Source organism: Streptomyces sp. NPDC002698 (genome assembly GCF_042888945.1).
Classification (GTDB): domain Bacteria; phylum Actinomycetota; class Actinomycetes; order Streptomycetales; family Streptomycetaceae; genus Streptomyces.
This window is the reverse complement of the sequence record NZ_JBIAQM010000011.1, coordinates 126978-153719: the sequence shown is the minus strand read 5'-3', so window position 1 is coordinate 153719 and position 26742 is coordinate 126978. Positions and strand designations below refer to the sequence as shown.

The window sequence follows — 26742 nt, the reverse complement described above, 5'->3', positions numbered from 1 at the left end:
GCGCTCGGCAAGCCGGGCTCAGCCCAACAGCTCCCGCACCACCGGTACCAGCGCCCGGAACGCCTTGCCCCGGTGGCTGATCGCGTTCTTTTCCTCGGCCGTCAGTTCCGCGCAGGTGCGGGACTCGCCCTCCGGCTGGAGGATCGGGTCGTAGCCGAAGCCGTTCGTGCCGGCGGGGGTGTGGCGGAGGGTGCCGAGCAGTTGGCCCTCGACCACGCGTTCCGTGCCGTCCGGAAGGGCGAGGGCCGCCGCGCAGGCGAAGTGGGCGCCCCGGTGGGGGGCGTCGATGTCGGAGAGCTGGGCGAGGAGCAGGTCCAGGTTGGCCCGGTCGTCGCCGTGGCGGCCGGCCCAGCGGGCGGAGAAGATGCCGGGGGCGCCGTTCAGGACGTCGACGCACAGGCCCGAGTCGTCGGCGACGGCGGGCAGGCCGGTGGCCCGGGCGAGGGCGTGGGCCTTCAGCAGGGCGTTCTCGGCGAAGGTGACGCCGGTTTCCTTGACGTCGGGGATGTCGGGGTAGGCGTCCGCGCCGACGAGGTCGTGGGTGAGACCGGCGTCGGCGAGGATCGCCTTCAACTCGGTGAGCTTTCCGGCGTTGCGGGTGGCGAGGATCAGGCGGGTCATGGTCGCCAGTATCTCCGAGTCCGGTCCGGGGCGGGTTCCTGACGGCCCGGCAGCCCGGCGGCCCGGCTTCCGGACCGGTTCCTGAGGGCCCCGGAGCCCGCTTCCGAGCCGGTTCCCGACAGCCTCGCAGCCCCCGGCCTCCGGGCTGGTTCCCGACGGCCCCGGAGCCCGTCTCCGGGCTGGTTGGCCGTCCGGCCCGCAGCCCGTCCGCGGGCCGGTTTCGGGCTCTCGCCGCACCCCGGCCCGCCTCCGGGCCGGTTTCGGGCCCTGCCCGCACCCCGGCCCGCCTCCGCTACGGCGTGCACACCTTCGTCAGTTCGCCCGCCGCGGCCGTGACGGGGCTGATGTCGGGGGTGGCGTCGCCGTTCTTGACGGCCGTACGGACGTTGGCGACGGCCTTGTTCAGCTCGTCGACCGCCTTGTTGACGTCGGCGTTGTCGGTCTTGTCGCCGATCTTCTCGAGGTTGTTCTCGATGGCGTTGAGGGACGCGTCGGTCTGCGACGGGTCGTTCGCCGCGTTCTCGACGGCCTGCTGGAGATCGGTGACGCTGTCGGCTATCGAGTCGGCGGTCTGCACGCAGTCGAGCGCCTTGCTGACGGCGTCGCAGCCGACAACCGCCGGCAGGACGACGAGTGCGGCGACGACGGTGAACGCGGCGGTACGGCGGCGATTGCGGTGGCGCGCGGCCATGGAACGGTCCCTCCCCGTGGACGTGGTGTGGTGCGGCCGCACCGACCGCATCGCACCGGTCCGCTGTGCGGTCGGCCCGATCCGCCCGGAGGGGCCGGCGGGCGCACGGCTGGACCGTACGCCCGTACCCATAAGAACGCCAAGGGTTAACCGGTGGTTGCCTCTGAGGTCGATTCGAGTACCGCGCGCTGGATGGCGGCGAGTTCGTCGCAGCCCGCGACGGCGAGGTCGAGGAGGGCGTTGAGTTCCTTGCGGTCGAAGGGCTCGGCCTCGGCGGTGCCCTGGACCTCGACGAAGCGGCCGTCGCCGGTGCACACGACGTTCATGTCGGTGTCGGCCTTGACGTCCTCCTCGTAGCGGAGGTCGAGGAGGGGGACTCCGCCGACGATGCCTACGGAGACGGCGGAGACGGTGCCGGTCAGCGGCTTGCGGCCGGGCTTGACGAGCTTCTTGCCCTGGGCCCAGGTGACGGCGTCGGCGAGGGCGACGTACGCGCCGGTGATGGCGGCGGTGCGGGTGCCGCCGTCGGCCTGGAGGACGTCGCAGTCGAGGACGATGGTGTTCTCGCCGAGCGCCTTGTAGTCGATGACGGCGCGCAGCGAGCGGCCGATGAGGCGGCTGATCTCGTGGGTGCGGCCGCCGATCTTGCCGCGGACGGATTCGCGGTCGCCGCGGGTGTTGGTGGCGCGGGGGAGCATGGAGTACTCGGCGGTGACCCAGCCCTCGCCGCTGCCCTTGCGCCAGCGGGGGACGCCTTCGGTGACGGAGGCCGTGCAGAAGACCTTGGTGTCGCCGAAGGATACGAGGACGGAGCCCTCGGCATGCTTGCTCCAGCCACGCTGGATGGTGATGGGGCGCAGCTGTTCGGGGGTGCGGCCGTCGATTCGAGACATGGCGTCGAGCCTATCCGCACAGGGGTGAGGGGCTGCCCGCCGGTGGCGGAATCAGCCCCTCACGGGTGAGCCGGTGCGGCTCCTGAAGCGGTGTGCGGCCTGCTCGGGGGCCGGGGTGGCTTCAGTGGGTCCCGCCGGTCACATCATGTCTTCGATCTCGCCGGCGATGGGGTCCGCGTCGGTTCCGATGACGACCTGGATGGCGGTGCCCATCTTGACGACGCCGTGGGCGCCTGCGGCCTTCAGGGCGGCCTCGTCGACGAGTGAGGCGTCATGGACCTCGGTGCGCAGGCGGGTGATGCAGCCTTCGACCTCTTCGATGTTGTCGATGCCGCCGAGCCCGGCGACGATCTTCTCAGCCTTGGTGGCCATGTCCTACTCCCTGATCAGAACCGCTTTGTCGCAGTAACCCACAGTTGGCCCATCTTCGCGAGCGGTCATGTCGTGGGTGCCGAAGGATGGCGATCACGACAGGGCGACTCGTCGCCAACTGGTCTACACCAGTTGGCGGGTGGTCGCCAAACCGGCCCGCCCGGAGGACGCCCATGAGTGCCGTCAGCGATGTGTCTCCAGCGCGTGCCCGGTGGCACAGGGCGTTCCAGGGACTGCAGAAGATGGGCCGCAGCCTGCAGTTGCCGATCGCCGTGCTGCCGGCCGCGGGCATCTTGAACCGGCTCGGGCAGCCGGACGTGTTCGGCGCGGACGGACTCGGCTGGGACAACCTGTCCAAGGTGATCGGCGCGGCGGGCGGTGCGCTGCTGGACGGCCAGCTCGGGCTGCCGATGCTGTTCTGTGTCGGCGTGGCCATCGGTATGGCGAAGAAGGCGGACGGTTCCACGGCGCTGGCGGCGGTCGTGGGTTTCCTCGTCTACTACAACATCCTGCGCGCGTTCCCGGAGACCTGTCCGGGCGGGAGCGTCAAGATCGCGCTGGGCTGCCAGTTGGAGGACAACTCGGTCGTCGAGTTCACGTACCAGAACCCCGGGGTGTTCGGCGGCATCGTCATCGGGATGCTGTCGGCGTTCTTCTGGCAGCGTTATCACCGGACGAAGCTGGTGGACTGGCTCGGCTTCTTCAACGGACGCCGTCTGGTGCCGATCATCATGGCGTTCGTCTCGATCGCGTTCGCCTCGCTGTGTCTGTGGGTCTGGCCGCCGATCGGTGACGGGCTGGAGAACTTCAGCGACTGGCTGGTCGGGCTGGGGGCGTGGGGTTCGGGTGTGTTCGGTCTGGCGAACCGGGCGTTGCTGGTGATCGGTCTGCACCAGTTCCTGAACGTGCCCATCTGGTTCCAGTTCGGCAGTTACACCAAGCCGGACGGGCAGGTCGTGCACGGCGACATCAACATGTTCCTGGCGGGCGACCCGGACGCGGGGCAGTTCCTCACGGGCTTCTTCCCCATCATGATGTTCGCGCTGCCGGCCGCCGCCCTGGCGATCACGCACACCGCGAAGCCGCATCGGCGCAAGGAGATCGGCGGTCTGATGCTGTCGGTGGCGCTGACGTCGTTCGTCACGGGCATCACCGAGCCGATCGAGTACTCGTTCATGTTCATCGCGCCGCTGCTGTACGTGGTGCACGCGGTGCTCACGGGTGTGTCGATGGCGGTGACGTGGGGGCTCGGCGTGCACGACGGGTTCAGCTTCTCCGCCGGTCTGATCGACTACGTCATCAACTGGAACCTGGCGACGAAGCCGTGGCTGATCATTCCGATCGGGCTGTGCTTCGCCGTGGTGTACTACGCGATCTTCCGGTTCGCGATCACGAAGTTCGATCTGAAGACTCCGGGGCGGGAGCCGGAGGAGGACATCGAGGACACCACGAAGGCCTAGTGCCGCGACAGGCGACGTTCGCCCCGCCGGGCCGCAGGCCTGTGCGTCGAAAGGCCCCTGGACCAGCCGGTCCGGGGGCCTTCGTCATGACCGGAATCCCCTGTTCCCGTTATGGCCCAGGCCACAAAATTCGTGGGTTCCTTATCCGCCCTTCACCGTGCTAGAAACAGGTCTACACCACTGAGTGGTGTAGACCACGCGAGGCAGACGAGTCACCGCGTGCCGTCGAAGACGCCGCCGTCCTCTCCTGTCCCCTGGGCGGCGCCTTGCCAACTGGAGGAAGTTGATGACCACGGCCAGCGCGGCACCCGCCGCCGAGAAGAAGAAGGGCGCCGGCGCGATGGCGGTCCTGCAGCGCATCGGCCGCAGCCTGATGCTGCCGGTCGCCGTGCTGCCCGCAGCCGCGCTGCTGGTGCGCCTCGGCAACCCCGACATGCTGGGGCGCCCGTCGTTCCCGATGTTCCTCACCAAGATCGCCGGCTTCATGGCGGCGGGCGGCAACGCGATCCTCGACAACATGGCCCTGCTGTTCGCGGTGGGCATCGCGATCGGCTTCGCCAAGAAGTCGGACGGCTCGACCGCGCTCGCGGCCGTGGTCGGTTACCTGGTCTTCAAGAACGTGCTGGCCACGTTCACCGACAAGAACCTGCCGAAGGTGGCCACGGCCGTCGACGGCAAGGTGGTCATGGTCGACGCCCCGGTGGACGCGAAGGTCCTCGGCGGTGTCGTCATGGGCATCGTCGTGGCCCTGATATACCAACGCTTCTACCGCACCAGGCTGCCCGACTGGGCGGGCTTCTTCGGCGGCCGCCGTCTCGTCCCGATCCTCTCCGCCTTCGCGGGTCTGCTGATCGGCATCGTCTTCGGCTACATCTGGCCGGTCCTCGGCACGGGTCTGCACAACTTCGGTGAGTGGCTGGTCGGTTCGGGCGCCGTCGGAGCGGGCATCTTCGGTGTCGCCAACCGCGCGCTCATCCCGATCGGCATGCACCACCTGCTGAACTCCTACCCCTGGTTCCAGGCGGGCGACTACCACGGCAAGAGCGGCGACATCTCGCGTTTCCTCGCGGGCGACCCGAGCGCCGGGCAGTTCATGACCGGCTTCTTCCCGATCATGATGTTCGCCCTTCCCGCGGCCTGCCTCGCGATCGTGCACTGCGCCCGCCCGGAGCGCCGCAAGGTCGTCGGCGGCATGATGTTCTCGCTCGCCCTGACCTCCTTCGTCACGGGTGTCACCGAGCCCATCGAGTTCACGTTCATGTTCATCGCCCCGGCCCTGTACGCGATCCACGCGGTCCTCACCGGTGTCTCGCTGGCGCTCACCTGGGCGCTCGGGATGAAGGACGGCTTCGGCTTCTCGGCCGGCGTGGTCGACTTCGGCCTCAACCTCGGCATCGCGTCCAACCCGTGGGGCCTGGTCCTGGTGGGCCTGTGCTTCGCGGCCCTCTACTACGTCGTCTTCCGCTTCGCGATCACCAAGTGGAACCTCCCGACCCCCGGCCGCGAGTCCGACGAGGAGCTCGCGGAACTGCAGAAGGCCGAGGCCAAGTAACAGCGGCCGCTCCCCCGGCACAGCGGAATTCCCCGGACCGACGGTCGGTCGGTCCGGGGAATTCTGCGTGTCGGGGAACTCCGCGCGCCGCGGCGGAGGCCGTCAGATCTCGTACGTCGCCCCCGGCACCGCCAGATCCACCGGACCCTGGTACGCCGAGCGGGCGTCCCTCAGGTTGGTGTCGGCGTCCGTCCACGGGGGGATGTGGGTGAGGACGAGGCGGCGGGCGCCCGCGCGGGCGGCGGTCTCGCCGGCCTCCAGGCCGTTGAGGTGGAGACCGGGGATGTTCTCCTTGCCGTGGGTGAACGCGGCCTCGCACAGGAACAGGTCCGTGTCGCGCGCGAGTTCGTCCAGGGCCTCGGTCACCCCCGTGTCACCGGAGTACGTCAACGACCGTCCGCCGTGCTCCACCCGGATGCCGTACGCCTCCACCGGGTGCGCCACCCGTTCGGTGTGCACGGTGAAGGGGCCGACCTCGAACGTGGACGGCTTGACCGTGTGGAAGTCGAAGACCTCGCTCATGGACGAGGCGCTGGGGGTGTCGGCGTAGGCCGTGGTGAGCCGGTGCTCGGTGCCTTCGGGTCCGTAGACCGGGAGCGGGTCGCAGCGGCCGCCGTCGTGCCGGTAGTAGCGCGCGACGAAGTAGGCGCACATGTCGATGCAGTGGTCGGCGTGCAGATGGCTCAGGAAGATCGCGTCGAGGTCGTAGAGACCGCAATGGCGCTGCAGCTCGCCCAGGGCACCGTTGCCCATGTCGAGAAGCAGCCGGAAGCCGTCGGCCTCTAGGAGGTAGCTCGAGCAGGCCGATTCCGCGGACGGGAACGACCCCGAGCAGCCGACGACGGTGAGCTTCATAAAGCAGAAACCTCCGCTGGCGGGTAACAGCTGGAAACGGGGAGGACGGGGGTCGTGCGGTCCGTCGAGCGTAAGGCGCAAAAGGACGGGTCGCTCCTCCGCCAGGGGCCGTTGTGGGCGAACTCACCTGTGCTGTCACCGGTTCGGATGGACCTGGGCAGTGGTGTTTGGATCAGTTCGGACGGCCCGTCGGGCGCCGGGGTCGTCCCAGGGCGGGCGCGGTCACGCGCGCGCCGGTACCTTCTTTGCTGTGGACACGTCCTGGTGGCTCGCGCTGGCGGCGGTGGTGCTGCTCGCGCTGGTCGTGACGCTGGTGGACGGCTGGGGGCGCCGCGGGCGCCGGCCGGCCGGGCGGACGCGTCCGCCGGGCCGGGGCGGACCGCGCCGGGGCGGACCGCGCCGGGGCGGACCGCGGCGCGAGGGGCAGGCGCCGCGGGCGGCGGAGATCTGGTGGGCGAACGTCCCCTACGAGGACGGGCCGGGGGCCAAGGACCGGCCGTGTCTGGTGCTGGTGGTGCGCGGGAAGCGGGTGACCGTCGCGAAGATCACCAGCAAGTACCACGACGAGCGGCCCGGGGTGATCCCGCTGCCCCCGGGGACCGTGGGTGACACCCAGGGGCGGCCGAGCTTCCTGGAGACGGACGAGTTGCGCGAGGTGCCGGTGGGCGACTTCCGGCGCCGGGTCGGCGTGGTGGATCCGGTTCTGTGGGACCAGGTCCGTTACCTGGCCCGCTGAGCCGCTCCCCCCGGGTGGAGAACGCGAGAACGCGGAAGGGCGCGGGGACCGTCGATCGGTCCCCGCGCCCTTCGTCGCGGCTGGTGCGGCCGGTGTCGCGGCTGGTGCGGCCGGTACGGCAGGTGCCGTGTCCTGGCTACGCCCAGAGCTGGCCCTGGAGTGTCTCGATGGCCTCTTCCGTCGTCGCCGCCGTGTAGACGCCGGTGGAGAGGTACTTCCAGCCGCCGTCCGCGACCACGAAGGCGATGTCGGCCGGCTCTCCGGCCTTGACCGCCTTGTTGCCGACGCCGATCGCGGCGTGCAGCGCGGCTCCGGTGGAGACGCCCGCGAAGATGCCCTCCTGCTGGAGGAGTTCCCGGGTGCGGGTGACCGCGTCCGCGGAGCCGACGGAGAAGCGGGTGGTGAGGACGGAGGCGTCGTACAGCTCCGGGACGAAGCCCTCGTCCAGGTTCCTGAGGCCGTAGACCAGGTCGTCGTAGCGCGGCTCCGCGGCGACGATCTTGACGTCCGGCTTGTGCTCGCGCAGGAAGCGGCCGACGCCCATGAGGGTGCCGGTGGTGCCGAGTCCCGCCACGAAGTGGGTGATGGACGGGAGGTCGGCGAGGATCTCGGGGCCCGTCGTGGCGTAGTGGGCGCCGGCGTTGTCCGGGTTGCCGTACTGGTAGAGCATCACCCAGTCCGGGTGCTGCGCGGACAGTTCCTTGGCGACGCGGACGGCGGTGTTGGAACCGCCGGCGGCCGGGCTGGGGATGATCTCGGCACCCCACATGCCGAGCAGGTCACGGCGTTCCTGCGAGGTGTTCTCGGGCATCACGCAGACCATGCGGTAGCCCTTGAGCTTCGCCGCCATGGCCAGGGAGATGCCGGTGTTGCCGCTGGTCGGCTCCAGGATCGTGCAGCCCGGCGTCAGACGGCCGTCCTTCTCCGCCTGCTCGATCATGTGGAGGGCCGGCCGGTCCTTGACGGAGCCGGTCGGGTTGCGGTCCTCCAGCTTCGCCCAGATACGGACGTCCGCGGACGGCGACAGCCGCGGCAGGCGCACCAGAGGGGTGTTGCCCACCGCGGCGAGCGGGGAGTCGTAGCGCATGGGTGACCAGGGTCCGATCAGACCATGCCGCCGGCGACGGCCGGCAGGATCGTGACGCTGTCGCCGTCGGTCAGCTTGGTGTTGATGCCGTCGAGGAAGCGGACGTCCTCGTCGTTGAGGTAGACGTTGACGAAGCGGCGCAGTTCGCCGCCGTCCACGATCCGGGCCCGGATGCCCGCGTGACGGGTGTCGAGGTCGGTGAACAGCTCGGCAAGGGTCGCCCCGCCGCCCTCGACGGCCTTCTCGCCGTTCGTGTAGGTGCGGAGGATGGTGGGGATGCGGACCTCGATGGCCATGGTTGCGGGCTCCTGTCGGAAGGAAAGTCAGGTCGGACGACGCGCGGCAGCGCGGGCAGGGCAGGGGGTACGCCGGTTGCGGAGCCGCGGCTCTCCGGCCGTACGCGGCGGCGGGTCAGCGCGTACAGATGGCGCTCTGCAGCCTGCACAGGTCGACGTGCAGCCGCGCGACGAGCAGCATGCCCGGCGTCTTGTCGCTCACGTCGTTCAGAACCATGGGCTCATCGTATCGATTCCCGGTACGGGCCCAGGACTGTGATCTCGCATTCCGGACGCTTTTGGGTCGATGGGTGAGATCAGTAGCTCTCCACGACCTTGACCTCCTCCTCCGTGACCTCACCCTCCACGATCCGGTACGAGCGGAACTGGAAGGGACCGGCGTCGTCGGTGTCCGCCGTGGAGACCAGGACGTAGTGCGCGCCGGGCTCGTTCGCGTACGCGAGGTCGGTGCGGGAGGGGTAGGCCTCGGTCGCGGTGTGCGAGTGGTAGATGACGACGGGCTCCTCGTCGCGGTCGTCCATCTCGCGGTAGAGCTTGAGCAGATCGCCGGAGTCGAACTCGTAGAACGTGGGCGAGCGGGCCGCGTTGAGCATCGGGATGAAGCGCTCGGGGCGGTCGGTGCCCGCGGGTCCCGCGACGACGCCGCACGCCTCGTCGGGGTGGTCCTGGCGTGCGTGGTCGACGATCTGGTCGAACAGGGCCTCGGTGATGGTCAGCATGCTGGTCAGGATAGACAGAAGGACCGCCCCGTACCGAGGCGTGGTACGGGACGGCCCGAATGCCGGACGTCCTGAGCGGTGGCCCGGGGGCCGGACATCCGTGGCGTGGTCAGCCGATCTTCTCGAGCTCCGGCTCGCGGCGTTCGGTGACCTGGGGGTTGCGCGCCTTGAGGATCGCCCAGCCGACGGCCAGCGCGGCGGCCCAGACGGCCATCACGTACAGGCAGATGCGGGAGTCCGCGTCGTAGGCGATCAGGCCGGTGACGAAGAGCAGGAACGCGACCGCGACGTAGCTGCACTTCGCACCGCCGGGGGCGGGGAAGGACGAGGCCGGGAGCCGGCCCGCGTCGACCGCGCGGCGGTAGCGGATGTGGCTGACCAGGATCATCAGCCAGGTCCAGATGCCCGCTCCGGTGGCCACCGAGGTGACGTACTGGAAGGCCTTCTCGGGGACGACGTAGTTCAGGACCACGCCGATGCCCATGAAGAGGACCGAGATCGTGATGCCGAGCGCCGGGGTCTTGGTGGCGGACAGCTTGCTGAAGCCCTTGGGGGCCTCGCCGTTGTCGGCGAGGTTGCGCAGCATGCGGCCCGTGGAGTACATGCCCGAGTTGCAGGAGGACAGGGCGGCGGTGAGGACCACGAAGTTGACGATGCCGGCGCCGGCCGGGATGCCGATCACGGCGAACGCCTTCACGAAGGGGCTCACCCCCGGCATGAACTCGGTCCACTTCACGACACAGAGGATGACCGTGAGGGCGCCGACGTAGAAGAGGGCGATGCGCCACGGGAGGGTGTTGATGGCCTTGGGGAGCGTCTTCTCGGGGTTCTCGGACTCGCCCGCCGTGACGCCGACGAGCTCGACGGCGAGGTAGGCGAACATGACGCCCTGGAGGGTCATCAGGGACGAGCCGATGCCGTTGGGGAAGAAGCCGTCGAACTGCCAGAGGTTGCCGACGGCCGCGGTGTCACCGGCGGCGCTGAAGCCGAAGGTGAGCACGCCCAGGCCGATCACGATCATGCCGATGAGGGCCGTGACCTTGACCATCGAGGCCCAGAACTCGATCTCTCCGAAGAGCTTCACCGAGATCAGGTTGGCCGCGAACAGCACGACCAGGAAGACCAGCGCCGACACCCATTGGTGGATCGACGGGAACCAGTAGTGGACGTAGATCGCGGCGGCGGTCAGTTCCGCCATGCCGGTGACCACCCACATCAGCCAGTAGGTCCAGGCCGTGAAGTAGCCGAAGAACGGGCCGAGGAACTCGCGGGAGTACTCCGCGAAGGAGCCCGAGACCGGGCGGTAGAGCAGGAGCTCGCCGAGCGCCCGCATGATGAAGAAGATGATGACGCCCGCGAGGGCGTACATGAGGATGAGACTGGGTCCCGCCTTGGCGATGTTCGCCCCGGCGTTCAGGAAGAGGCCGACGCCGATGGCGCCGCCGATCGCGATCATCTGGACCTGACGGCTGCCGAGCCCGCGCTCGTACCCCTCTTCGGGGGCGTCGCCGCCCACGGCCTCACTGCCGTCGTGCTGCTTGCCGACCTGCGATGAGGTCATGTGGTGCGCCTTTCTCCATACCGGTCCGAGCCAGTGCTCTGGCTTCGAATCGGCTTCCGATCCCCCCGGACAGGTGGAGCCTGTGCCTGGCCGGCGGTCCGCCGGCTCGGTGGCGCACCCGGCGGGACATGGGTGGTGTCCTGCCGGGCGGTCGTGAAGATTTATCACGGTGGCGGCGTTGATCGGTTGCGGCGCATGTTGCGCAGACCACAGGAAGAACCGGACAAAACGATGAACCGCGCCCCAAAGGGCGCGGTTACGGTGACGTGATCGTTATCCGGATTTGAGCGTCCGCTGAGCGAACGTGCGACGGGTCACGCGGGGGTGCGCATCCCGGCGGATCAGGGCAAAAGGGTGGCGACGAGGGTCTCCTGGAGGCCGCCGAGCCAGAGGTAGGCCATCACCATCGGCTTGCGGGGGTCCTCGTCGGGGAGGCGGTAGAGGAGGTCGGTGTCCTCCTCGTCGACGACGTCGAGCCGTGAACCGATGGCCAGGCGCAGGTCGTTCAGGGCGCGCAGCCACTGCTCGGACTGCGCGGTGGTCAGTTCCAGGACCGCTCCGCCGTCGCCGCCGGGCGTCAGCGCGTCCAGCGAGCGGATCACCGTGAGGGCGTTCTCGCGCTTGCCCGCGCGCAGGTCGTTCTCGGTGAAACGGCGGAACTCGGCGGAGTGGGCGTGCTGCTCCTCGGCCTGCTCGGGCGTGTCGGCCCGGACGCCGGGGCCGCTGTAGGCGTCGGGGAACAGGCGCTTGAGCACCGGGTCGCTCGGCGGCTCGCTGGGGCCCTCGGCGAACAGCTCGGCGAGCGGGTCGGCGGAGGCGTTCTCCGCGGGGCCGGGACCGATGAGCTCCAGGAGCTGGACGGCGAGGGAGCGGATGATGGAGATCTCGACCTCGTCGAGCGCGACGGCCGCGCCGCCGCCGGGGAGCGGTTCGAAGTGTCCGGGCATGGAGTGAGTTCGCTACTTCCGGTCCTGCGGGCGGTCGGTTGACAGGGGGCCGGCTACTTCCGGTCCTGCTGAAGGGTGGCCCACAGGCCGTAGCCGTGCATGGCCTGCACGTCGCGTTCCATCTCTTCGCGCGTGCCGCTGGAGACGACGGCCCGGCCCTTGTGATGGACGTCCATCATCAGCTTGGTGGCCTTGTCCTTGGAGTAGCCGAAGTACGTCTGGAAGACATACGTCACGTAGCTCATGAGGTTGACCGGGTCGTTGTGGACGATCGTGACCCAGGGGACGTCCGGCTCGGGTACGGCGAAGACCTCCTCCGCCGACTCGGTCTTCTCGATCTCTAGAGGTGCGGGAGCCGTCACATCGCCCATGCTCCCACCAGAGGGGGTCACCCGCATAAACGGGCCCCGGAACAGGTGCTCGGGCGCTCCGGGAATCGCCGGACGATAGAAATCGTCAAACTGACGAAATGGGGGTACGATCACCGCCATGAACACAGCGGACCTTGGGCTGCCGGTGGAAGTTCCCTCTACGGCGCTCTTCACCGACCAGTACGAGCTGACGATGCTGCAGGCCGCGCTCGCGGCCGGGACCGCCGAGCGGCGCTCGGTCTTCGAGGTCTTCACCCGGCGGCTGCCCGAAGGACGGCGCTACGGAGTCGTCGCGGGCACCGGCCGCGTCCTCGACGCCGTCGAGAACTTCCGGTTCGACCCGGACGTCCTCGGCTTTCTGCGCGAGCGCGGGATCGTGGACGAGCCGACCCTCGAGTGGCTCGCCTCCTACCGCTTCGGCGGGGACGTCTGGGGCTACCCCGAGGGCGAGGTGTACTTTCCGGGCTCGCCCCTCCTGCGGGTCGAGGGCAGCTTCGCCGAGTGCGTGCTCCTGGAGACGGTGATCCTCTCGATCCTCAACCACGACTCCGCCATCGCGGCCGCCGCCTCCCGCATGTCCTCCGCCGCGGGCAGCCGGCCGCTGATCGAGATGGGCGCCCGGCGCACCCACGAGCTGGCCGCGGTGGCCGCCTCGCGAGCCGCGTACATCGGCGGGTTCACCAGCACCTCCGACCTGGCCGCCGGTTTCCGCTACGGCATCCCGACCGTGGGCACCTCCGCGCACGCCTTCACCCTCCTGCACGACCACGAGCGGGACGCCTTCCGGGCCCAGGTGGACTCACTCGGCCGCGGCACCACGCTGCTCGTGGACACCTACGACGTCGCCGAAGCGGTCCGCACGGCCGTCGAGGTCGCCGGGCCCGGACTCGGCGCGGTGCGCATCGACTCCGGCGACCTGCTGCTCGTCGCCCACCGGGTGCGCCGGCAGCTCGACGAGCTGGGCGCGGCCGAGACGAAGATCGTCGTGACCTCCGACCTCGACGAGTACGCCATCGCCTCGCTCGCGGCGGCCCCCGTGGACGCGTACGGCGTCGGCACCCAGCTCGTGACGGGATCCGGCCATCCGACGTGCTCGATGGTCTACAAACTGGTCGCCCGCGCCGAGTCGGCCGACCCGAAGGCGCCGCTGGAGCCGGTGGCCAAGAAGTCCACGGGCGGCAAGACGTCCATCGGCGGCCGCAAGTGGGCCGCGCGGCGGCTGGACGGGCAGGGGGTCGCGGAGGCCGAGGTGATCGGCGTCGGGCCGGTGCCCGCCGAGCTGGCCGACCGGCAGCTCCTGGTCCAGCTGGTCAAGGGCGGACAGGTCCTGGCCCGCGAACCGCTCGACGTCGTACGCGACCGGCACGCGGCGGCCCGCGCCCGGCTGCCGCTGTCGGCGACCCAGCTGTCGCGCGGCGAGCCGGTGATCCCCACCGAATACGTCTGAGACACCAGGGACGGGTGGTGCGGTTGTTACCGGGGTGGCACCGCGCATGAACCCTCGGTGAGCGGGAATGCAACGGCAGCGGGCCCGCTCGGGCCGTCGAAGCCGAATACCCCCTCCCGCACCACCCCGGAATTCTCTAGGCTCGGAAGTTCAACGGCCGGGCCCGCACCCTTGTCTGCCGCCCCCCATAGCCGAAGGACACAGCCCATGCGCCGCGCCTTGATCGTCGTAGACGTGCAGAACGACTTCTGCGAGGGAGGCAGCCTCGCCGTGGCCGGGGGCGCCGATGTGGCCGCCGCGGTCACGGAGCTGATCGGGCAGGCCCCCGCCGGCTACCGGCACGTGGTCGCCACCCGCGACCTGCACATCGCTCCGGGCGGCCACTTCGCCGACAACCCCGACTACGTGCACTCCTGGCCCGCGCACTGCGTGGCCGGCACCGAGGGGGTGGGCTTCCACCCGAACTTCGCCCCGGCCGTCGCCTCCGGCGCGATCGACGCGGTCTTCGACAAGGGCGCCTACGCGGCGGCGTACAGCGGCTTCGAGGGCGCCGACGAGAACGGGCTGGCCCTGGGCGACTGGCTGCGCGCCCGCGAGATCGGCGAGGTGGACGTGGTCGGCATCGCGACCGACCACTGCGTGAAGGCGACCGCCCTGGACGCGGCGCGGCAGGGCTTCCGCACGACCGTCCTGCTGGACCTGACGGCCGGGGTGGCGGAGGAGACGACAGAGCGGGCGCTGGAGGAGCTGCGCGCCGCCGGGGTCGAGCTCACCGGCAAGCCCGTGGTCTAGGACCTGTCCGGCCGCCGCACCCGCACGTCCGCCGCGACAGGTCACAGTGAGTCACGGCGAGTCACGGCGATGCGGCAACACGTCACACCGAGTCGCAACACGTAACACCGAGTCGCACCGGGCGCCACCGGGTCACGCCTCGGCCCGTCCCGGCCCGCCTCCGCGCGGTCACGGCTGGGGTGCCGGGCGTCTGAGCAGCGTTCTGACCGGGTGCCACAGCTCCTGGCTGAGCTCGGTGCAGCCGCTCTCGGGGGCCGTGCGCCATATGAGCCCGTCGGGGTGGTGCAGGACCGCCGTGATCTCGTCGGGGGTGGGCGGGGCCGCGTTGCCCCGCAGGTAGACGGCGCGCAGGCCCAGGTTCCGCAGCCTGGTCAGGGCGCGGGCACGGTTCGGGGCGACGACCAGGAAGCGCACGCAGCCGCCCGCCCCACCCGCCGGACTGGGCAGGTTCAGCGCCACCACGACGCTGCCGTTGGGCAGTCTGCAGAAACCTCCTGCGGCCATGCGGTCACACCCCCGTGCGAGTCGGTTCAGATGTCGGTGTCAATAAGCCAGGCACAGGAGGCACCTAAACACGATCGGCGGCAACCCGCCAGGGGTTGCCGCCGATACGCTTCTGACCTGCGGAAATGCTGTTACTTCACCGCGGGGCCGACCTTGAGGGAGATCGTCGAGCCGTCCTTGGCCTGCTTGACGATCTCGATCTTGGTGTTGGTGTCAGTGACCTCGACGCCACCGGTCGGGTTCCGGTTGTCGTAGTAGTCGCTGGTGTGGTCGTTGAAGACCGACACGCCCTTCGACGACGGGATCTTCGTGGCGACGTCCGCGCTGTGCAGCGTGAGACCGCTCGTGCGGTACAGGCTGAACGGCGAGTCGTAGGACTGGATGCGGTTGCGCATCAGCGTCCCGTTGTCCCACCACAGGGCCTTCGAGTGCGAGTCGACCGGGAGCACGAGGCCGGTGCCCGGGTGCTGGCTGGTGTTGTTGTCGGCCTGCGAGGTGTCCCACTTCCAGATCAACAGGCCGGTCTGGTACGGGTAGTGCTCCACCCAGTCCGGACGGGTCGTCGAGAAGCCGAAGTTGTACGGGCCGACCTTGAGGGTCTTGTCGTACGAGACGTACTGGCGGTTCTCCGCGAGGTAGTACTGCGCGTAGTCCTTGGTGAACGAGGCGCCGATGCGGGAGAAGCCGGCGGCGGTCCAGGCGGCGTCGGCCGACTCGGCGTTGTCCGAGAAGAGCGCGGTGCCGTCCGCGGTGACGCTGATCTCGTCGGCCGCGAAGCCCTTCAGCGCCACACCGCCGTCGCTCTGGTAGCGGAAGCGGACGTCGATCTTCTTGCCCGCGTAGGCGTCGAGCGGGTACGCCAGCTTCGCGTACGCGGCGATGGTGCCGGTGAGGGCGGGCTTGTCGCTGCCGTCACGCGGGATGGCGGCGCCGTCCACCGTGCCGTCGAGAGCGGTCCAGTTGGCGCCGCCGTCGGTCGAGACCTCGGTGTAGAGGTAGTCGTAGTTCGCCTCGATGTCGTACCAGCCGTCGAGGGTGAGCTTCGCCGACGACTTGCCCGTGAGGTCCACGGACCGGGTCAGCGTGTTCTTCAGGTTGTCACCGCTGCCGCTCCACCACTGGGTCGAGCCCTGCGCGGGGTTCACGACCGTGGTCGTGACCGCCTTCTCCGGCAGGGAGACGACGAGCGCCTGCTTGTCGAAGGTGTTGTACTCGGCGACGCCCAGCTTGTGCGTGGACTGCTTGCCGGCCTTGGCGGTGTCGTAGTTCAGCCAGCCGAGCTGGAGCTTGTCCCAGGCGTTGAAGTCGCCGGGGAGGTCCCCGATGGACTGCTTGCCGGTGCCGAGCCAGGAGCCCGAGGACATCAGGGTCCAGAAGCCGGTGGAGTTGTCGCCGCCGGCGGTGTCGTAGTGGTCCGGCAGACCGAGGTCGTGGCCGTACTCGTGGGCGAAGACGCCGAGTCCGCCGTTCTCCGGCTGGATGGTGTAGTCGCCGACCCAGATGCCGGTGTCGCCGATCTGGGCGCCGCCGAGCTTGTTGTCGCCCGGACCCGTGGCGCCCGCGTCGGTGCCGAACGCGTACCAGCGGTGCGCCCAGATGGCGTCCTCGCCCTGAGCACCGCCGCCCGCGGACTCGTCCTCACCGGCGTGCACGATCTGGAAGTGGTCGACGTAGCCGTCGGGCTCGTTGAAGTTGCCGTCGCCGTCGAAGTCGTAGCGGTCCCACTGGTCGAACTGGGTCAGGTCCGCCTTGATGGCCGCGTCGGTCCGGCCGGCCGCCTTCTGCTGGGCGACCCAGGCGGTGACGCCGTCCTTGACGACGTTCCACACGCTCGGGCAGTTGGTGCTTCCGCAGGCGTTGTTGCCGTAACGGGCCTCGTTGTAGGGCACCTTGACCCAGTCGGCGACCTCGCCGTCGACCGAGTAGCGGCCCGAGGACTGCGTCTCGTAGAACTTCTTCATCGACTCGACGTTCTTGCCGGTGCCGAAGTAGAGGTCCTGGAAGTGCTTCTGGTTGTAATCCGCCTGCCAGGCCGTGCTGTTGTCCTTCTTGCGGTCCGGCGCGGCGATCGTGTTGTGCGCGGGACCGGCGGTGCCACCGAACTTGGGGTCCGTCTTGTCGCCGAACTCGACAAGAATCGTGAAGATCTTGTCGGTCTTCTCGCGGCCGAGCTCGACGTACTTGCTGTCGCCCTTCTTGGACTTCAGCTGGACGACCTGCGAGCCGTTGCGCTTCTGCACCTTGGCGTCGCCGGATATCACCTGGTTCAGCGCCTCCTGGCGCTGGGCGTTCTGGGTCTTGCTCAGCGGGCCGTCGAGGTCGTGATCGACCGTGTTCCTGACCGGCTGCGGGTCGTGGCGGTCCACGACCGGTGAAGCGGCGGCCGAGTCGGCCTGCGCCACGGCGTACGTCGAGAACGTGGCGGTGGCCGCCGCGAGGGCGACGCCCACCGCTGCCGCTCTGAACGTCCATGGTCTGTTGGTCACTTGATGTTCCTCCCCCGCGCACGTTCACGCGGAGGGGGTTCCGGGTCATGGAGGTCCGCGAGCGTCTGCGCGATTCAAGTGACGACATTTGACCGGAGTTACGAAAGAAAAAACAGATCTTGACTTGAACCTGGCAAGTGCGTTATGCGGAGCCCCCGTTCGGTATCCGGACGACTCCGAAACCTGCCAACCGGCGCGCTTTCAGGCCTACTTGATGGGCCCGGTGACTCCGTGCGCCCCCTGTGCACCGGCACCGTGGGTAAGGTCACGCTTACCGGACGTTCCACTCGGGCATGCAGGCGAATAGAGTCGATTGGCGAAGCGTCGGAAGTCGGCGGAGAGCCACGTCGACACCGTTGTCTCACCCCCGACATCTATCCGCACCCTCCCCCATCGCGAGAGGCACCGGGGGGAGAACCCCCATCCGAGGACACGATTGCCATGCCTCGTCCGACCGCCGCACAGCTCGTCTACGGTTCCTGCACCGTGATCTTCTCCACCCTCGCCATGCTGCTGCTGTCACAGACGAGTTCGAGTCCGGGGATCGTGCTGATCACCCTCTCGGCGCTCGCTCTCGGACTGCTGGTGGCCATGACCGTCCCGATGCCGAAGCCCTCGCCGTCCGCGACGGCGGCCGTCGTGCGCGAGCGGGTTCCGGCGCGGCGCGAGACCGCGTCCGTGCCCGTGTCCTTGTCGGCGTCCGTGCCCGCGTCCGTGTCGGCGTCCTCGGCGCCCGAGCCCGTGCGCGAACCCGCGGGGCCCTGAAGCCGCGTACACGAGCCCGCGCTCCCCGGTTCCCCGGCGGGCCGCCGGCACCCCGGACGCTCCGGCCTCGTACCAGAACGGCGGGCCCGTGAACCACGGACCCGCCGTTCTGGTGTGCGTGCTCGCCGCCCGGCCCGTCGTCCGGCCGCCGTCCCGTACCGCGAGGCCGTCCACCGGTCGTCAGCCGGTGTCGACCACCACCGTCTTGGCCGCCTTGTCGTGCAGGCCCTGCTTGTAGGGCTTGTCGAAGAAGCTCCAGCCGCCCGCGATCGCCGTCCAGATGCAGGCGCAGCAGAACGCGAACGGAATCCACAGCACCAGGGCGCGGACCAGGGACGTCTGCACGGAGGGTGTCGAGCCGTTGTCGAGGTTGGCGACCCGGTGGTTGAACAGCCGCTTGCCGAGGGTCTGGCCCGTCTTGCTGATCATCACGGTGTCGTACGACACGTAGAGCACCGCGGCCACCAGGGACTGTCCGAGCGACTTGCCGTACTCGATCTTGTTCGAGTCCATGTTGTACTCGGTGACCCCGAACGCCCAGGACAGCAGCCACACCACGATGCCCACCAGGATCATGTCCAGGATCCTGGCCAGCACCCGCTTCCCGCTGTCCGCGAGCGGCGGCATGCCGGCGAGCGGGTCGCCGCCGTAGGGGCCGCCTCCGCCGTACGGGTCTCCGCCTCCCGGGTGCGGTCCGCCGCTTCCCGGATACTGGCCGCCGCCCTCGCCGTAGGGGCCGCCGCCGAACGGGGGCGGCTCGCTGCCGTAGGGCGGGGTCCGGTCGCCGGACGGAGGCGGCGGGTCGTACGGCGAGCCCGTTCCCTCACCGGGCGGGGGCTGCTTCCTGAACGGGTCGTCGTCCGGTGGCCCGCCGGGGGCCGGGGGCGGCGGTTCGCTGCTCATGGCCCGAGTCGACCGCGAACCCCCCGGCTCCGCATCCGGCGAAGGGCCGTCCGGGGGACGGGACTACCGGCCCGGCCCCGCCACGAAGGTGTGCGCCGCCTTGTCGTGCCAGCCCTGGCTCCAGGGCTTGTCGAACAGGCACCACACGACACCCGCGAGACCGACGACCAGCAGACACGGCACGCTGAGGACGAGCCAGCGGACCAGGGCCCGTCCGAAGGCCGGCGGTTCGTGGCCCTCGATGTCGCGCACCTCCAGGCCGCACAGCTTCTTTCCGAGGGTGCGGCCCCATCTGACGGTGGGCAGGACCTCGTAGAGGACGCCGAAGACGAGCAGTACGGCGAGGACGGCGCCGAGGCAGGAGGTGGTCGTGCCGTCGAGGAGCCAGACGGTGACCTTCTCGCCCGACTGCTTGGCCGCGTCGATCTTCTCCTCGATGTGGTCGGCCGCCCTGGTGCCCAGCGGCACGGCGGCCGCCGCGGTGACACCGGCGATGACGACGGTGTCCAGCAGCCGGGCGGCCAGCCTTCTGCCGAGCCCGGCCGGGCGGGCCGACGCCTGCCGGCGCGCGGCCGCCTGGAACACATCGTCGACCGGCGGCTTCCACGGCGGGACGCGCTGTCCGTCCTCGGCCGGGTCACCCGCGAGCCGGTGCACCTGCTGGGCCCAGGAGGGCTGACCGCCACCGGCCCCGGAGGCCACGGGGGTGGTGCCACCGGGCTGTTGGGGGACGGCGGGTGCGGGAGCGGGTGCGGGAACCGAAGCGGAGGCGGGTGCGGGTGCGGCCTCCGCCTCCGGCGCCTGCGCGGCGGCGCCCGCGGCGGCCGGCCAGGCTCCGAAGCCGTCTCCGGCCGGCGCGTTGGACTCCGCGGGCGGGGCGGAGGGGCCGGGTGCGGCCGTCGGGCGGCCGGACACGGTGGGCACGCCCGGCGCGTCCGCCGAACCCGTGCCCCCGTCCTGCCGCTCCGTACGCGGGGAGGGCGCACGGAACGCCGTGTCGCCCGCGGCGGGCACGGGGGCCGATGTTCCCGGAGTGGCCGTGCGGTGTCCGGCGCCGGACGGCGCCGTGCCCGGGGCCGCCCCTGTCCCGGGCCCGCTCCGGCCGTCGGCTCCGCCCGGACTCGCCTCGCCCGTACGGCTCGTGGCGCCCGCGCCGTCCGGCCCCGCGGACGGCACCGGACCGGTGGGACGGCGGAAGACCACGGGACCCGCGGCCGCCGGGGGCCGGGAGGCGGCGCCGGAGTCCGAGGCGGGCGGAATCGTCGTCGTGCCGTCCGCGCGCACGGAGGCCCCGTCGGGCCGGCTCACCGCGTCGGCGGGTCCCGTGGCACGCGGGTCGGACCCCTTCGGCGCGCCCCAGGACACCCGGCGGTCCTGGTCGCCGCCGAAGCCGGACTGCCGGGAGCGGTCGGCGCCCCACGAGGCGGCGGGTTCGGGCCGGCTGCCGTGCTGGGACTCGGCGGGGGCGGGCTGCTGGGGCTCGGCGGGGGCCGGGGGCTGCGGCTGCGCGGGGGCGGGGCGGTGGGACTGCGGGTCCTCGTCGAAGAAGTGCGGACCCGTCTCCTCCGCGGCGGGGGTGTCCGTCCGCCCGCGGGAGGCCGTGGACTCGGGGGAGGACGCGGGAGCGGGCACGTGCGCGGAACGCACGGCGGCCGGCGGGGCGAGCGCCTCGCCGCCCGACGGCGCCGGGCGGCTCGTGCCCGGCACCCAGGCGGCGCCGTTCCAGTACCGGACGTATCCGGGGATGGAGGGGTCCGGGTAATAGCCTTCGCGGGGCTTGTCGTCACCGGGGGCCGGGGTTGGGGCGCTCATGTCCGTCGTCCCGTATCTGCTCGGGGGTCGTGTGGGAGGTCCACATCTACCAGACCGGCGCACGCGTCACGGCCGGTCCCGCCGTACCCAATCCTTTCGGGCAAGGTTCCTTCCCCCTCTTGCGGCCGGACGTCCGAGGCTGTTCGCGGTGTGCCCGAAGGGGGCCGAAGCGGGCCCGAAAGAATTCTCCGAACCCGCGTAATGATCGCGGCGCGAGGCGCTCTCCACTCGTACGGGCACATCCGCAGGAGCCCGTACGACGAAAGGAAGCGCATCGACATGCACACCGTGGTGGAACGCGAACTGGAGCTTCATCTCGTCCTGTCGCCCGAACACAGCATCCCGGTCCCGGCGCGTCTGAGGTACCGCGCCGACGACCCGTACGCCGTCCGCATCACCTTCCACGTCGGCTCCGATCATCCCGTCAACTGGACATTCGCCCGGGAGCTGCTCGTCGAGGGGGTGTTCCGGCCGTGCGGACACGGCGACGTACGGGTGTGGCCGACGAAGGTCGGCGGCCGCGGCGTCGTCCTGATGGCACTGAGCTCGCCGGACGGCGACGCGCTGCTCGAAGCGCCCGCCGCGCAGATCACCGCCTGGCTGGAGCGCACCCTCAGGGCGGTCCCCCCGGGCACCGAGACCGGGCGGCTCGGCATCGACGCCGGTCTGGCCGAGCTGCTCACGCCGTCCCCGGGGCTGTCGGCCCCGCCCGACCGGACGGGAGCGCCGTCCCCCGACGATCTGTGGCTGCGCGACCCGTGGCCCTCGGACGAGTCGGCGGACGGCGAGCGGTGAGCGGTCCTGACGGGCCGGCGGCGGACCCGTCCCGGATCTCGGAACGGCTTGTGCGGGCCGTCCCGGAACAGCGTGTCCGGGCTGCCTCGGAACAGCTTGTCCGGGCTGCCTCAGAACAGTTTGTCCGGGTTCAGGAGGCCCAGCGGGTCGAACGCCGCCTTGATCGCCCGCTGCATCTCCACACCCACCGGGCCGATCTCGCGGGCCAGCCACTCCTTCTTCAGCACGCCCACGCCGTGCTCACCGGTGATCGTGCCGCCGAGTTCGAGGCCGAGGGCCATGATCTCGTCGAAGGACTCGCGGGCGCGCCGGGACTCGTCGGGATCGGTCGCGTCGAAGCAGACGGTGGGGTGCGTGTTGCCGTCGCCCGCGTGCGCGCAGACGCCGATGGTCAGGGCGTACTTCTCGGCGACGCGTTCGATGCCGTCGAGCATGTCGCCGAGCCGGGAGCGCGGTACGCACACGTCGTCGATCATCGTGGTGCCCTTGACCGCCTCGAGCGCGGTGAGCGACAACCGCCGCGCCTGGAGCAGGAGTTCGGACTCGGCGGCGTCCTCGGCGGGCACCACCTGGGTCGCGCCGGCGGCCTCGCAGAGGGCGCCCACCAGGGCGAGGTCGGCGGCCGGGTCGTGGGTGTCGAAGGCGGCGAGCAGCAGCGCCTCGGTGGTCTCCGGGAGGCCCATGTGCGCGAGGTCGTTGACGGCCTTGACGGTCGTACGGTCCATCAGTTCGAGCAGGGACGGGACATGCCCGCCCTCCATGATCTTGCAGACGGCGTCGCAGGCGGCTCGCGCCGACCCGAACTCGGCCGCGAGGACGAGCTGTCGGGGCGGCTGGGGCTTCAGCGCGAGCACGGCGCGTACGACGATGCCGAGCGATCCCTCGGAGCCCACGAAGAGGCGGGTGAGGTCGTAGCCGGCGACGCCCTTGGCGGTCCTGCGCCCGGTGGACATCAGCCGCCCGTCGGCGAGGACGACGTCCAGGCCGAGGACGTACTCGGCCGTCACCCCGTACTTCACACAGCACAGGCCGCCGGAGGCCGTGCCGATGTTGCCGCCGATGGTGCACGTCTCCCAGCTGGAGGGGTCCGGCGGGTAGTACAGGCCGTGTTCGCCCACGGCGCGGGAGAGCGTGGCGTTGACGACACCGGGTTCGACGACGGCGATGCGGTCGACGGGGTTGATCTCCAGGATGCGGTCCATCTTCACCAGGGACAGCACCACGCAGCCGTCGGTGGCGTTGGCCGCTCCGGACAGACCCGTGCGGGCGCCCTGCGGGACGACGGGGACGCGCAGTTCGGTCGCGACGCGCATGACGTGCTGGACCTGCTCGACCGTGCGCGGCAGGACGACCACGGCGGGTGTGCCCGCCTCGCAGAAGCTCGCCATGTCGTTGGCGTAGGAGGCCGTGACGTCCGGGTCGGTGAGGACGGCCTCGGCCGGCAGACCGCTCAGCAGACGGTCGAGGAGGCCCCCGGTCCCTGCCGTGTCCTCATCGCGCGGGGCTTCGATACGGCTCATGATCACAGGGTCGCACCCGGGGCCATCGGTGTGAACCCCATTCGCGCGGGGCTTCGTGTGCCGGGGCGCGGTCTTCGTGTTGACGCACAGTGAACGGCATGGAGATCGAAGAGCGACAGCCGGTGCCGGCCGGGTCCGGGTCCGGGCACCCGGTGCCCGGCGGTCCGCGGTCCGAGGAGCTTGTCGGCGAGCGGTCCGGGGAGCCCACCGGCCCGCGTCGCTCTCCGCTCGCCCGTCGCCCGCTGCTCGCGGCGGTCGCCGGCTGTGCCGTGCTCGGCGGTGTGCTGGTGCTGCTGCCCTCGGCGGGCGGGGGCGGGGCACCGCGGCCCGCCCCGGGTGCGGCGGCGCGGGCGGTGAGCGCGGTGGGAGCCGGGGCGCCCGCGGCGCTGTCCGATCTCGCCGCGCTCATCGACGACCGCGAGTCCCGGGTGCGGGCCCGTCCGCGCGACGACGTGTCGTGGGCCGTGCTGGGTGTCGCGTACACGGAGCGGGCCCGGCGGACGGCGGCGAACGCGTCCTATCCGAAGGCCGAGAAGGCGCTGCGCACCTCGCTGCGGCTGCGGCCCGCGGGCAACGTGGCGGCGCTGGAGGGGCTCGCCTCCCTCGCGGGCGCGCGGGGCGACTTCCGGGCCGCGAAGCGGTGGGGCGAGGCCGCCTCGAAGGCGGCGCCGAAGCGGTGGACGACGTATCCGGCGCTCATCGACGCGTACACGGGGCTCGGTGACCACAAGGCCGTGGACCGGGCCCTCGGCAAGCTGCTGGCCCTGCGTTCCGGGCCGGCGGCGCAGGCCGTCGCGTCGCGCGTGTACCGGGACCGCGGGCGGCGCGAGGACGCGGCGGCGGCGATCTCGGACGCGGCGGCGGGCGCGGCCACCCCGTCCGAGCAGGCGGCCTTTCTCACGCAGGGCGGAGACCTGGCGTGGGAACGCGGCGACCGCCGGGCGTCCCTGGATCACTACCGGGCCGCGGTGAGCACCGACGCCGACGCGTACGACGCCCTGGCCGGGCAGGGGCGCGCGCTGGCGGCGCTGGGGCGCGTGCCGGAAGCGCTGCGCGCGTACCGGGCGGCGCTCGCAAAGCGGCCCGTGCTGCGTCACGCGCTGGAGCTGGGTGAGCTGTACGACAGTCTCGGGCTCGGCGCGGAGGCGCGCGCGCGGTACGGCCTGCTGCGGGACCTGGTGCGGCGGGACGGTGCCGCGGGTGTGGACGACGAGCCGGTCCTCGGGCTCTTCGAGGCGGATCACGGCGACCCGCGGGCCGCCGTGATGGAGCTGCGCGCCGCGTGGCAGCGGCGGCCGGGCATCGCGGTGGCGGACGCGCTGGGCTGGGCGCTGCACCGCGCCGGGGACGACCGGGAGGCGCTCGGCTTCGCCGTGCGGGCCACGGACAAGGAGCACGGGGGCGGTGTGCGCAGCGCGCTGTACGCGTACCACCGGGGGCAGATCGAGCGTGATCTGGGGCTGTCCGGTCCGGCCCGCCGTCACCTCACCGAGGCGTTGCGGATCAATCCCTACTTCTCGCCGCTGCTGGTGCCCGCGGCCCGGGAGGCGCTGGCCGCGCTGGGCGAGCCGGCTGCCGGGGGCCCGGCGGAGGAGTAGGGGGACGAGGACACGAAGGCGCCGCCGGTCACCCCTCCGGCGCCGCAAGCCGCCCCGGGGCGGACCTCGGCGCACTGCACACCCGCAGGAAAGTACCGGTACGAAGAGCACCGGTACGAAAAACGTGTCCGGGGGACGCCGATGCGGCGTCCCCCGGACACGTGGGGCCCGAGGGGCCTTCGAGGAAGGCCCGTCCGGGGCCTCAGAGGTTGCCGCGCTTCTCCTGCTCGCGCTCGATCGCCTCGAAGAGGGCCTTGAAGTTGCCCTTGCCGAAGCCCATCGAGCCGTGCCGCTCGATCATCTCGAAGAAGACGGTCGGACGGTCCTGGACCGGCTTGGTGAAGATCTGGAGCAGATAGCCGTCCTCGTCGCGGTCGACGAGGATCTTCAGCTCGCGCAGGGTGTCGACGGGGACGCGGGTGTCGCCGGCCCACTCGCCGAGCGTGTCGTAGTAGGAGTCGGGGGTGTCGAGGAACTGGACACCGGCCGCGCGCATGGCCCGCACGGTCGCGACGATGTCGTTCGTGTTCAGCGCGATGTGCTGGACACCCGCGCCGCCGTAGAACTCCAGGTACTCGTCGATCTGGGACTTCTTCTTGGCGATGGCGGGCTCGTTGATCGGGAACTTGACCTTGAGCGTGCCGTCGGCGACGACCTTCGACATCAGCGCGCTGTACTCGGTCGCGATGTCGTCGCCCACGAACTCCTTCATGTTCGTGAAGCCCATGACCTTGTTGTAGAAGCCGACCCACTCGTTCATCCGGCCGAGCTCGACGTTGCCGACGCAGTGGTCGATGGCCTGGAAGGTGCGCTTGGCGGGCGGCTCGACGATCGGGGCGGCGGCCACGTACCCGGGCAGGTAGGGGCCGTCGTAGCCGGACCGCTCGACGAGCGTGTGGCGGGTCTTGCCGTACGTGGCGATGACGGCGAGGACGACCGTGCCGTTCTCGTCCTTCATCTCGTACGGCTCGGCGATCGAGCGGGCGCCGTGCTCGACGGCGTACGCGTGGGCGGCGCGCGCGTCGGGGACCTCGATGGCCAGGTCGACGACGCCGTCGCCGTGCTCGGCCACGTGTTCGGCCAGGAAGTGGCCCCAGGTGGTGGCGGGCTTGATCACCGAGGTGAACACGAAGCGCGCCGAGCCGTTCTCGAGGACGTACGACGCCGTCTCGCGGCTGCCGTTCTCCGGTCCGGAGTACGCGACGAGCCGCATGCCGAAGGCCGTGGAGTAGTAGTGCGCGGCCTGCTTGGCGTTGCCGACGGCGAAGACGACCGCGTCCATTCCCTTGACCGGGAAGGGATCGGCCTGCCGGGCGGTGTCGGGAGTGTGGTGTGTGGTCTGCGTCATGGCCGCAGGCTCCCTCCGTTCCGCAAGGTGCGCAATAGTTCGCCTGTCGACTGAACAATGTGTGCAGTGAGAGACCCGGGACAGCGGGCTTTCTGTACATGATGACCACCTCGGAGGCCCGCATGGCGATCGATCATCTGGACGGGCGGCTGCTGGTGCTGCTGGCGAAGGAGCCGCGTATCGGGGTCCTGGAGATGTCGCGGCGGCTGGGGGTCGCACGGGGGACGGTGCAGGCCCGGCTGGACCGTCTTCAGTCGAACGGAGTCATCCGGGGCTTCGGTCCGCAGGTCGACCCGGCGGCGCTCGGCTACCCGGTCACGGCGTTCGCCACGCTCCAGATCCGGCAGGGTCAAGGGGCGGACGTACGAGCCCACTTGACGACCGTGCCCGAGGTGCTGGAGCTGCACACGACGACCGGCAGCGGGGACATGCTGTGCCGGCTGGTGGCCCGTTCGAACGCCGATCTCCAACGGGTGATCGACCGGGTTGTCGGTTTTGATGGCATCGTCCGGGCCTCCACGGCGATCGTCATGGAGAACCCGGTCCCACTGCGGATCATCCCGCTCGTGGAACAGGCGGCGACCGAGCGCTGAACCGAGGAGCGGGGTGAT

At 70.7% G+C, this 26742-nt stretch carries 27 protein-coding genes; 9 read left to right on the top strand and 18 right to left on the bottom strand.

All coding sequences use genetic code 11. From position 1 onward, the window contains the following. Positions 1 to 18: 18 nt before the first annotated feature. The 4 genes from rdgB to ACFYW9_RS18115 form a co-directional block, all read right to left on the bottom strand. Positions 19 to 621 (bottom strand): RdgB/HAM1 family non-canonical purine NTP pyrophosphatase, encoded by a 603-nt coding sequence (gene rdgB / locus ACFYW9_RS18130; RefSeq protein WP_389150903.1) that lies wholly within the window; start codon positions 619 to 621, stop codon positions 19 to 21. 292 nt (positions 622 to 913) lie between these two features. Then, positions 914 to 1312 carry a hypothetical protein gene (locus ACFYW9_RS18125; protein ID WP_326787511.1) on the bottom strand — a complete coding sequence of 133 codons (399 nt, stop codon included), beginning with the start codon at positions 1310 to 1312 and terminating at the stop codon, positions 914 to 916. Between the two features lie 146 nt (positions 1313 to 1458). Beyond that, a complete protein-coding gene (gene rph / locus ACFYW9_RS18120) occupies positions 1459 to 2205 on the bottom strand; it encodes a ribonuclease PH (protein ID WP_351861827.1) in 747 nt (248 codons plus the stop codon). 138 nt (positions 2206 to 2343) lie between these two features. Next, positions 2344 to 2577, bottom strand: coding sequence for a glucose PTS transporter subunit EIIB (locus tag ACFYW9_RS18115; protein ID WP_069920430.1), 234 nt, complete (start codon positions 2575 to 2577; stop codon positions 2344 to 2346). Between the two features lie 173 nt (positions 2578 to 2750). On the opposite strand from ACFYW9_RS18115, the gene ACFYW9_RS18110 reads away from it, so the two are divergent. Both ACFYW9_RS18110 and ACFYW9_RS18105 read left to right on the top strand, forming a co-directional pair. Continuing rightward, positions 2751 to 4037: a PTS transporter subunit EIIC gene (locus ACFYW9_RS18110; RefSeq protein ID WP_389150898.1), complete on the top strand. Its 1287-nt coding sequence runs from the start codon at positions 2751 to 2753 to the stop codon at positions 4035 to 4037. Between the two features lie 286 nt (positions 4038 to 4323). Continuing rightward, a complete protein-coding gene (locus ACFYW9_RS18105) occupies positions 4324 to 5589 on the top strand; it encodes a PTS transporter subunit EIIC (protein WP_351861832.1) in 1266 nt (421 codons plus the stop codon). A 102-nt stretch (positions 5590 to 5691) separates the two neighbouring features. Here ACFYW9_RS18105 and ACFYW9_RS18100 read toward each other — a convergent pair whose 3' ends face one another. Further along, entirely contained in the window at positions 5692 to 6444 is a 753-nt protein-coding gene (locus tag ACFYW9_RS18100; protein WP_389150894.1) for an MBL fold metallo-hydrolase, read from the bottom strand. Positions 6445 to 6694: 250 nt separating this feature from the next. On the opposite strand from ACFYW9_RS18100, the gene ACFYW9_RS18095 reads away from it, so the two are divergent. Next, positions 6695 to 7180 (top strand): type II toxin-antitoxin system PemK/MazF family toxin, encoded by a 486-nt coding sequence (locus ACFYW9_RS18095; protein ID WP_389150891.1) that lies wholly within the window; start codon positions 6695 to 6697, stop codon positions 7178 to 7180. A 136-nt stretch (positions 7181 to 7316) separates the two neighbouring features. On the opposite strand, the gene ACFYW9_RS18090 is transcribed toward ACFYW9_RS18095, so the two are convergent. The 7 genes from ACFYW9_RS18090 to clpS all read right to left on the bottom strand — a co-directional run bounded on the left by ACFYW9_RS18090 (position 7317) and on the right by clpS (position 12161). Then, positions 7317 to 8267 (bottom strand): cysteine synthase, encoded by a 951-nt coding sequence (locus ACFYW9_RS18090; RefSeq protein ID WP_351861836.1) that lies wholly within the window; start codon positions 8265 to 8267, stop codon positions 7317 to 7319. A 17-nt stretch (positions 8268 to 8284) separates the two neighbouring features. Beyond that, positions 8285 to 8563, bottom strand: a complete 279-nt coding sequence (locus ACFYW9_RS18085; protein WP_387296484.1) for a MoaD/ThiS family protein — start codon at positions 8561 to 8563, stop codon at positions 8285 to 8287. Positions 8564 to 8678: 115 nt separating this feature from the next. Further along, positions 8679 to 8780 carry a putative leader peptide gene (locus tag ACFYW9_RS18080; protein ID WP_326787503.1) on the bottom strand — a complete coding sequence of 34 codons (102 nt, stop codon included), beginning with the start codon at positions 8778 to 8780 and terminating at the stop codon, positions 8679 to 8681. 79 nt (positions 8781 to 8859) lie between these two features. Then, positions 8860 to 9282, bottom strand: coding sequence for a Mov34/MPN/PAD-1 family protein (locus ACFYW9_RS18075; RefSeq protein WP_389150886.1), 423 nt, complete (start codon positions 9280 to 9282; stop codon positions 8860 to 8862). A gap of 109 nt (positions 9283 to 9391) precedes the next feature. Beyond that, entirely contained in the window at positions 9392 to 10843 is a 1452-nt protein-coding gene (locus ACFYW9_RS18070; RefSeq protein ID WP_351861843.1) for an amino acid permease, read from the bottom strand. A 341-nt stretch (positions 10844 to 11184) separates the two neighbouring features. Next, positions 11185 to 11790 (bottom strand): DUF2017 domain-containing protein, encoded by a 606-nt coding sequence (locus ACFYW9_RS18065; RefSeq protein WP_351861845.1) that lies wholly within the window; start codon positions 11788 to 11790, stop codon positions 11185 to 11187. 53 nt (positions 11791 to 11843) lie between these two features. Continuing rightward, the gene (clpS, locus tag ACFYW9_RS18060) at positions 11844 to 12161 is read right to left on the bottom strand and encodes an ATP-dependent Clp protease adapter ClpS (RefSeq protein ID WP_037619207.1); all 318 of its coding nucleotides are present in this window, start codon (positions 12159 to 12161) and stop codon (positions 11844 to 11846) included. A gap of 118 nt (positions 12162 to 12279) precedes the next feature. On the opposite strand from clpS, the gene ACFYW9_RS18055 reads away from it, so the two are divergent. Further along, positions 12280 to 13608, top strand: a complete 1329-nt coding sequence (locus ACFYW9_RS18055) for a nicotinate phosphoribosyltransferase (protein WP_389150881.1) — start codon at positions 12280 to 12282, stop codon at positions 13606 to 13608. A 207-nt stretch (positions 13609 to 13815) separates the two neighbouring features. Then, positions 13816 to 14400, top strand: coding sequence for an isochorismatase family protein (locus ACFYW9_RS18050; RefSeq protein ID WP_351861849.1), 585 nt, complete (start codon positions 13816 to 13818; stop codon positions 14398 to 14400). A 168-nt stretch (positions 14401 to 14568) separates the two neighbouring features. Here ACFYW9_RS18050 and ACFYW9_RS18045 read toward each other — a convergent pair whose 3' ends face one another. Both ACFYW9_RS18045 and ACFYW9_RS18040 read right to left on the bottom strand, forming a co-directional pair. Beyond that, positions 14569 to 14904, bottom strand: coding sequence for a hypothetical protein (locus ACFYW9_RS18045; RefSeq protein WP_351861851.1), 336 nt, complete (start codon positions 14902 to 14904; stop codon positions 14569 to 14571). Between the two features lie 131 nt (positions 14905 to 15035). Next, positions 15036 to 17390, bottom strand: coding sequence for an immune inhibitor A domain-containing protein (locus ACFYW9_RS18040; RefSeq protein WP_389150876.1), 2355 nt, complete (start codon positions 17388 to 17390; stop codon positions 15036 to 15038). A gap of 441 nt (positions 17391 to 17831) precedes the next feature. Between ACFYW9_RS18040 and ACFYW9_RS18035 the strand changes: the two genes are divergently transcribed. Continuing rightward, complete coding sequence (locus tag ACFYW9_RS18035; RefSeq protein WP_389150873.1) at positions 17832 to 18155, top strand: hypothetical protein; 324 nt, start codon at positions 17832 to 17834, stop codon at positions 18153 to 18155. Positions 18156 to 18335: 180 nt separating this feature from the next. Here ACFYW9_RS18035 and ACFYW9_RS18030 read toward each other — a convergent pair whose 3' ends face one another. Both ACFYW9_RS18030 and ACFYW9_RS18025 read right to left on the bottom strand, forming a co-directional pair. After that, the gene (locus tag ACFYW9_RS18030) at positions 18336 to 19058 is read right to left on the bottom strand and encodes an RDD family protein (protein ID WP_351861857.1); all 723 of its coding nucleotides are present in this window, start codon (positions 19056 to 19058) and stop codon (positions 18336 to 18338) included. Positions 19059 to 19121: 63 nt separating this feature from the next. After that, positions 19122 to 20870, bottom strand: a complete 1749-nt coding sequence (locus ACFYW9_RS18025; RefSeq protein WP_389150870.1) for an RDD family protein — start codon at positions 20868 to 20870, stop codon at positions 19122 to 19124. Positions 20871 to 21149: 279 nt separating this feature from the next. Here ACFYW9_RS18025 and ACFYW9_RS18020 point away from each other — a divergent pair, with 279 nt between their 5' ends. After that, positions 21150 to 21665, top strand: a complete 516-nt coding sequence (locus tag ACFYW9_RS18020) for an SsgA family sporulation/cell division regulator (protein ID WP_389151126.1) — start codon at positions 21150 to 21152, stop codon at positions 21663 to 21665. Positions 21666 to 21775: 110 nt separating this feature from the next. Here ACFYW9_RS18020 and ACFYW9_RS18015 read toward each other — a convergent pair whose 3' ends face one another. Further along, positions 21776 to 23191, bottom strand: a complete 1416-nt coding sequence (locus tag ACFYW9_RS18015) for an FAD-linked oxidase C-terminal domain-containing protein (RefSeq protein ID WP_351861863.1) — start codon at positions 23189 to 23191, stop codon at positions 21776 to 21778. A gap of 92 nt (positions 23192 to 23283) precedes the next feature. Here ACFYW9_RS18015 and ACFYW9_RS18010 point away from each other — a divergent pair, with 92 nt between their 5' ends. Then, positions 23284 to 24783 carry a tetratricopeptide repeat protein gene (locus tag ACFYW9_RS18010; RefSeq protein WP_389150865.1) on the top strand — a complete coding sequence of 500 codons (1500 nt, stop codon included), beginning with the start codon at positions 23284 to 23286 and terminating at the stop codon, positions 24781 to 24783. A gap of 202 nt (positions 24784 to 24985) precedes the next feature. Here the strand turns inward: ACFYW9_RS18010 and hppD are convergent, their stop codons facing one another. Continuing rightward, positions 24986 to 26131 carry a 4-hydroxyphenylpyruvate dioxygenase gene (hppD, locus tag ACFYW9_RS18005; protein WP_351861867.1) on the bottom strand — a complete coding sequence of 382 codons (1146 nt, stop codon included), beginning with the start codon at positions 26129 to 26131 and terminating at the stop codon, positions 24986 to 24988. Positions 26132 to 26253: 122 nt separating this feature from the next. Here hppD and ACFYW9_RS18000 point away from each other — a divergent pair, with 122 nt between their 5' ends. After that, entirely contained in the window at positions 26254 to 26724 is a 471-nt protein-coding gene (locus tag ACFYW9_RS18000) for an Lrp/AsnC family transcriptional regulator (RefSeq protein ID WP_037619495.1), read from the top strand. Positions 26725 to 26742 lie beyond the last annotated feature (18 nt).

Excerpts from the sequence above, each read along its gene's own strand:
- ACFYW9_RS18075 (WP_389150886.1), bottom strand. The coding sequence starts at position 9,282 with ATGCTGACCATCACCGAGGCCCTGTTCGACCAGATCGTCGACCACGCA.
- clpS (WP_037619207.1), bottom strand. The coding sequence starts at position 12,161 with ATGGGCGATGTGACGGCTCCCGCACCTCTAGAGATCGAGAAGACCGAG.
- ACFYW9_RS18085 (WP_387296484.1), bottom strand. The coding sequence starts at position 8,563 with ATGGCCATCGAGGTCCGCATCCCCACCATCCTCCGCACCTACACGAAC.
- ACFYW9_RS18065 (WP_351861845.1), bottom strand. The coding sequence starts at position 11,790 with ATGCCCGGACACTTCGAACCGCTCCCCGGCGGCGGCGCGGCCGTCGCG.
- ACFYW9_RS18025 (WP_389150870.1), bottom strand. The coding sequence starts at position 20,870 with ATGAGCGCCCCAACCCCGGCCCCCGGTGACGACAAGCCCCGCGAAGGC.
- ACFYW9_RS18020 (WP_389151126.1), top strand. The coding sequence starts at position 21,150 with ATGCACACCGTGGTGGAACGCGAACTGGAGCTTCATCTCGTCCTGTCG.
- ACFYW9_RS18000 (WP_037619495.1), top strand. The coding sequence starts at position 26,254 with ATGGCGATCGATCATCTGGACGGGCGGCTGCTGGTGCTGCTGGCGAAG.
- rdgB (WP_389150903.1), bottom strand. The coding sequence starts at position 621 with ATGACCCGCCTGATCCTCGCCACCCGCAACGCCGGAAAGCTCACCGAG.
- ACFYW9_RS18090 (WP_351861836.1), bottom strand. The coding sequence starts at position 8,267 with ATGCGCTACGACTCCCCGCTCGCCGCGGTGGGCAACACCCCTCTGGTG.
- ACFYW9_RS18110 (WP_389150898.1), top strand. The coding sequence starts at position 2,751 with ATGAGTGCCGTCAGCGATGTGTCTCCAGCGCGTGCCCGGTGGCACAGG.
- ACFYW9_RS18010 (WP_389150865.1), top strand. The coding sequence starts at position 23,284 with ATGGAGATCGAAGAGCGACAGCCGGTGCCGGCCGGGTCCGGGTCCGGG.
- ACFYW9_RS18045 (WP_351861851.1), bottom strand. The coding sequence starts at position 14,904 with ATGGCCGCAGGAGGTTTCTGCAGACTGCCCAACGGCAGCGTCGTGGTG.
- ACFYW9_RS18030 (WP_351861857.1), bottom strand. The coding sequence starts at position 19,058 with ATGAGCAGCGAACCGCCGCCCCCGGCCCCCGGCGGGCCACCGGACGAC.
- ACFYW9_RS18100 (WP_389150894.1), bottom strand. The coding sequence starts at position 6,444 with ATGAAGCTCACCGTCGTCGGCTGCTCGGGGTCGTTCCCGTCCGCGGAA.
- rph (WP_351861827.1), bottom strand. The coding sequence starts at position 2,205 with ATGTCTCGAATCGACGGCCGCACCCCCGAACAGCTGCGCCCCATCACC.
- ACFYW9_RS18070 (WP_351861843.1), bottom strand. The coding sequence starts at position 10,843 with ATGACCTCATCGCAGGTCGGCAAGCAGCACGACGGCAGTGAGGCCGTG.
- ACFYW9_RS18115 (WP_069920430.1), bottom strand. The coding sequence starts at position 2,577 with ATGGCCACCAAGGCTGAGAAGATCGTCGCCGGGCTCGGCGGCATCGAC.
- hppD (WP_351861867.1), bottom strand. The coding sequence starts at position 26,131 with ATGACGCAGACCACACACCACACTCCCGACACCGCCCGGCAGGCCGAT.
- ACFYW9_RS18105 (WP_351861832.1), top strand. The coding sequence starts at position 4,324 with ATGACCACGGCCAGCGCGGCACCCGCCGCCGAGAAGAAGAAGGGCGCC.
- ACFYW9_RS18055 (WP_389150881.1), top strand. The coding sequence starts at position 12,280 with ATGAACACAGCGGACCTTGGGCTGCCGGTGGAAGTTCCCTCTACGGCG.
- ACFYW9_RS18035 (WP_389150873.1), top strand. The coding sequence starts at position 17,832 with ATGCCTCGTCCGACCGCCGCACAGCTCGTCTACGGTTCCTGCACCGTG.
- ACFYW9_RS18125 (WP_326787511.1), bottom strand. The coding sequence starts at position 1,312 with ATGGCCGCGCGCCACCGCAATCGCCGCCGTACCGCCGCGTTCACCGTC.
- ACFYW9_RS18080 (WP_326787503.1), bottom strand. The coding sequence starts at position 8,780 with ATGGTTCTGAACGACGTGAGCGACAAGACGCCGGGCATGCTGCTCGTC.
- ACFYW9_RS18050 (WP_351861849.1), top strand. The coding sequence starts at position 13,816 with ATGCGCCGCGCCTTGATCGTCGTAGACGTGCAGAACGACTTCTGCGAG.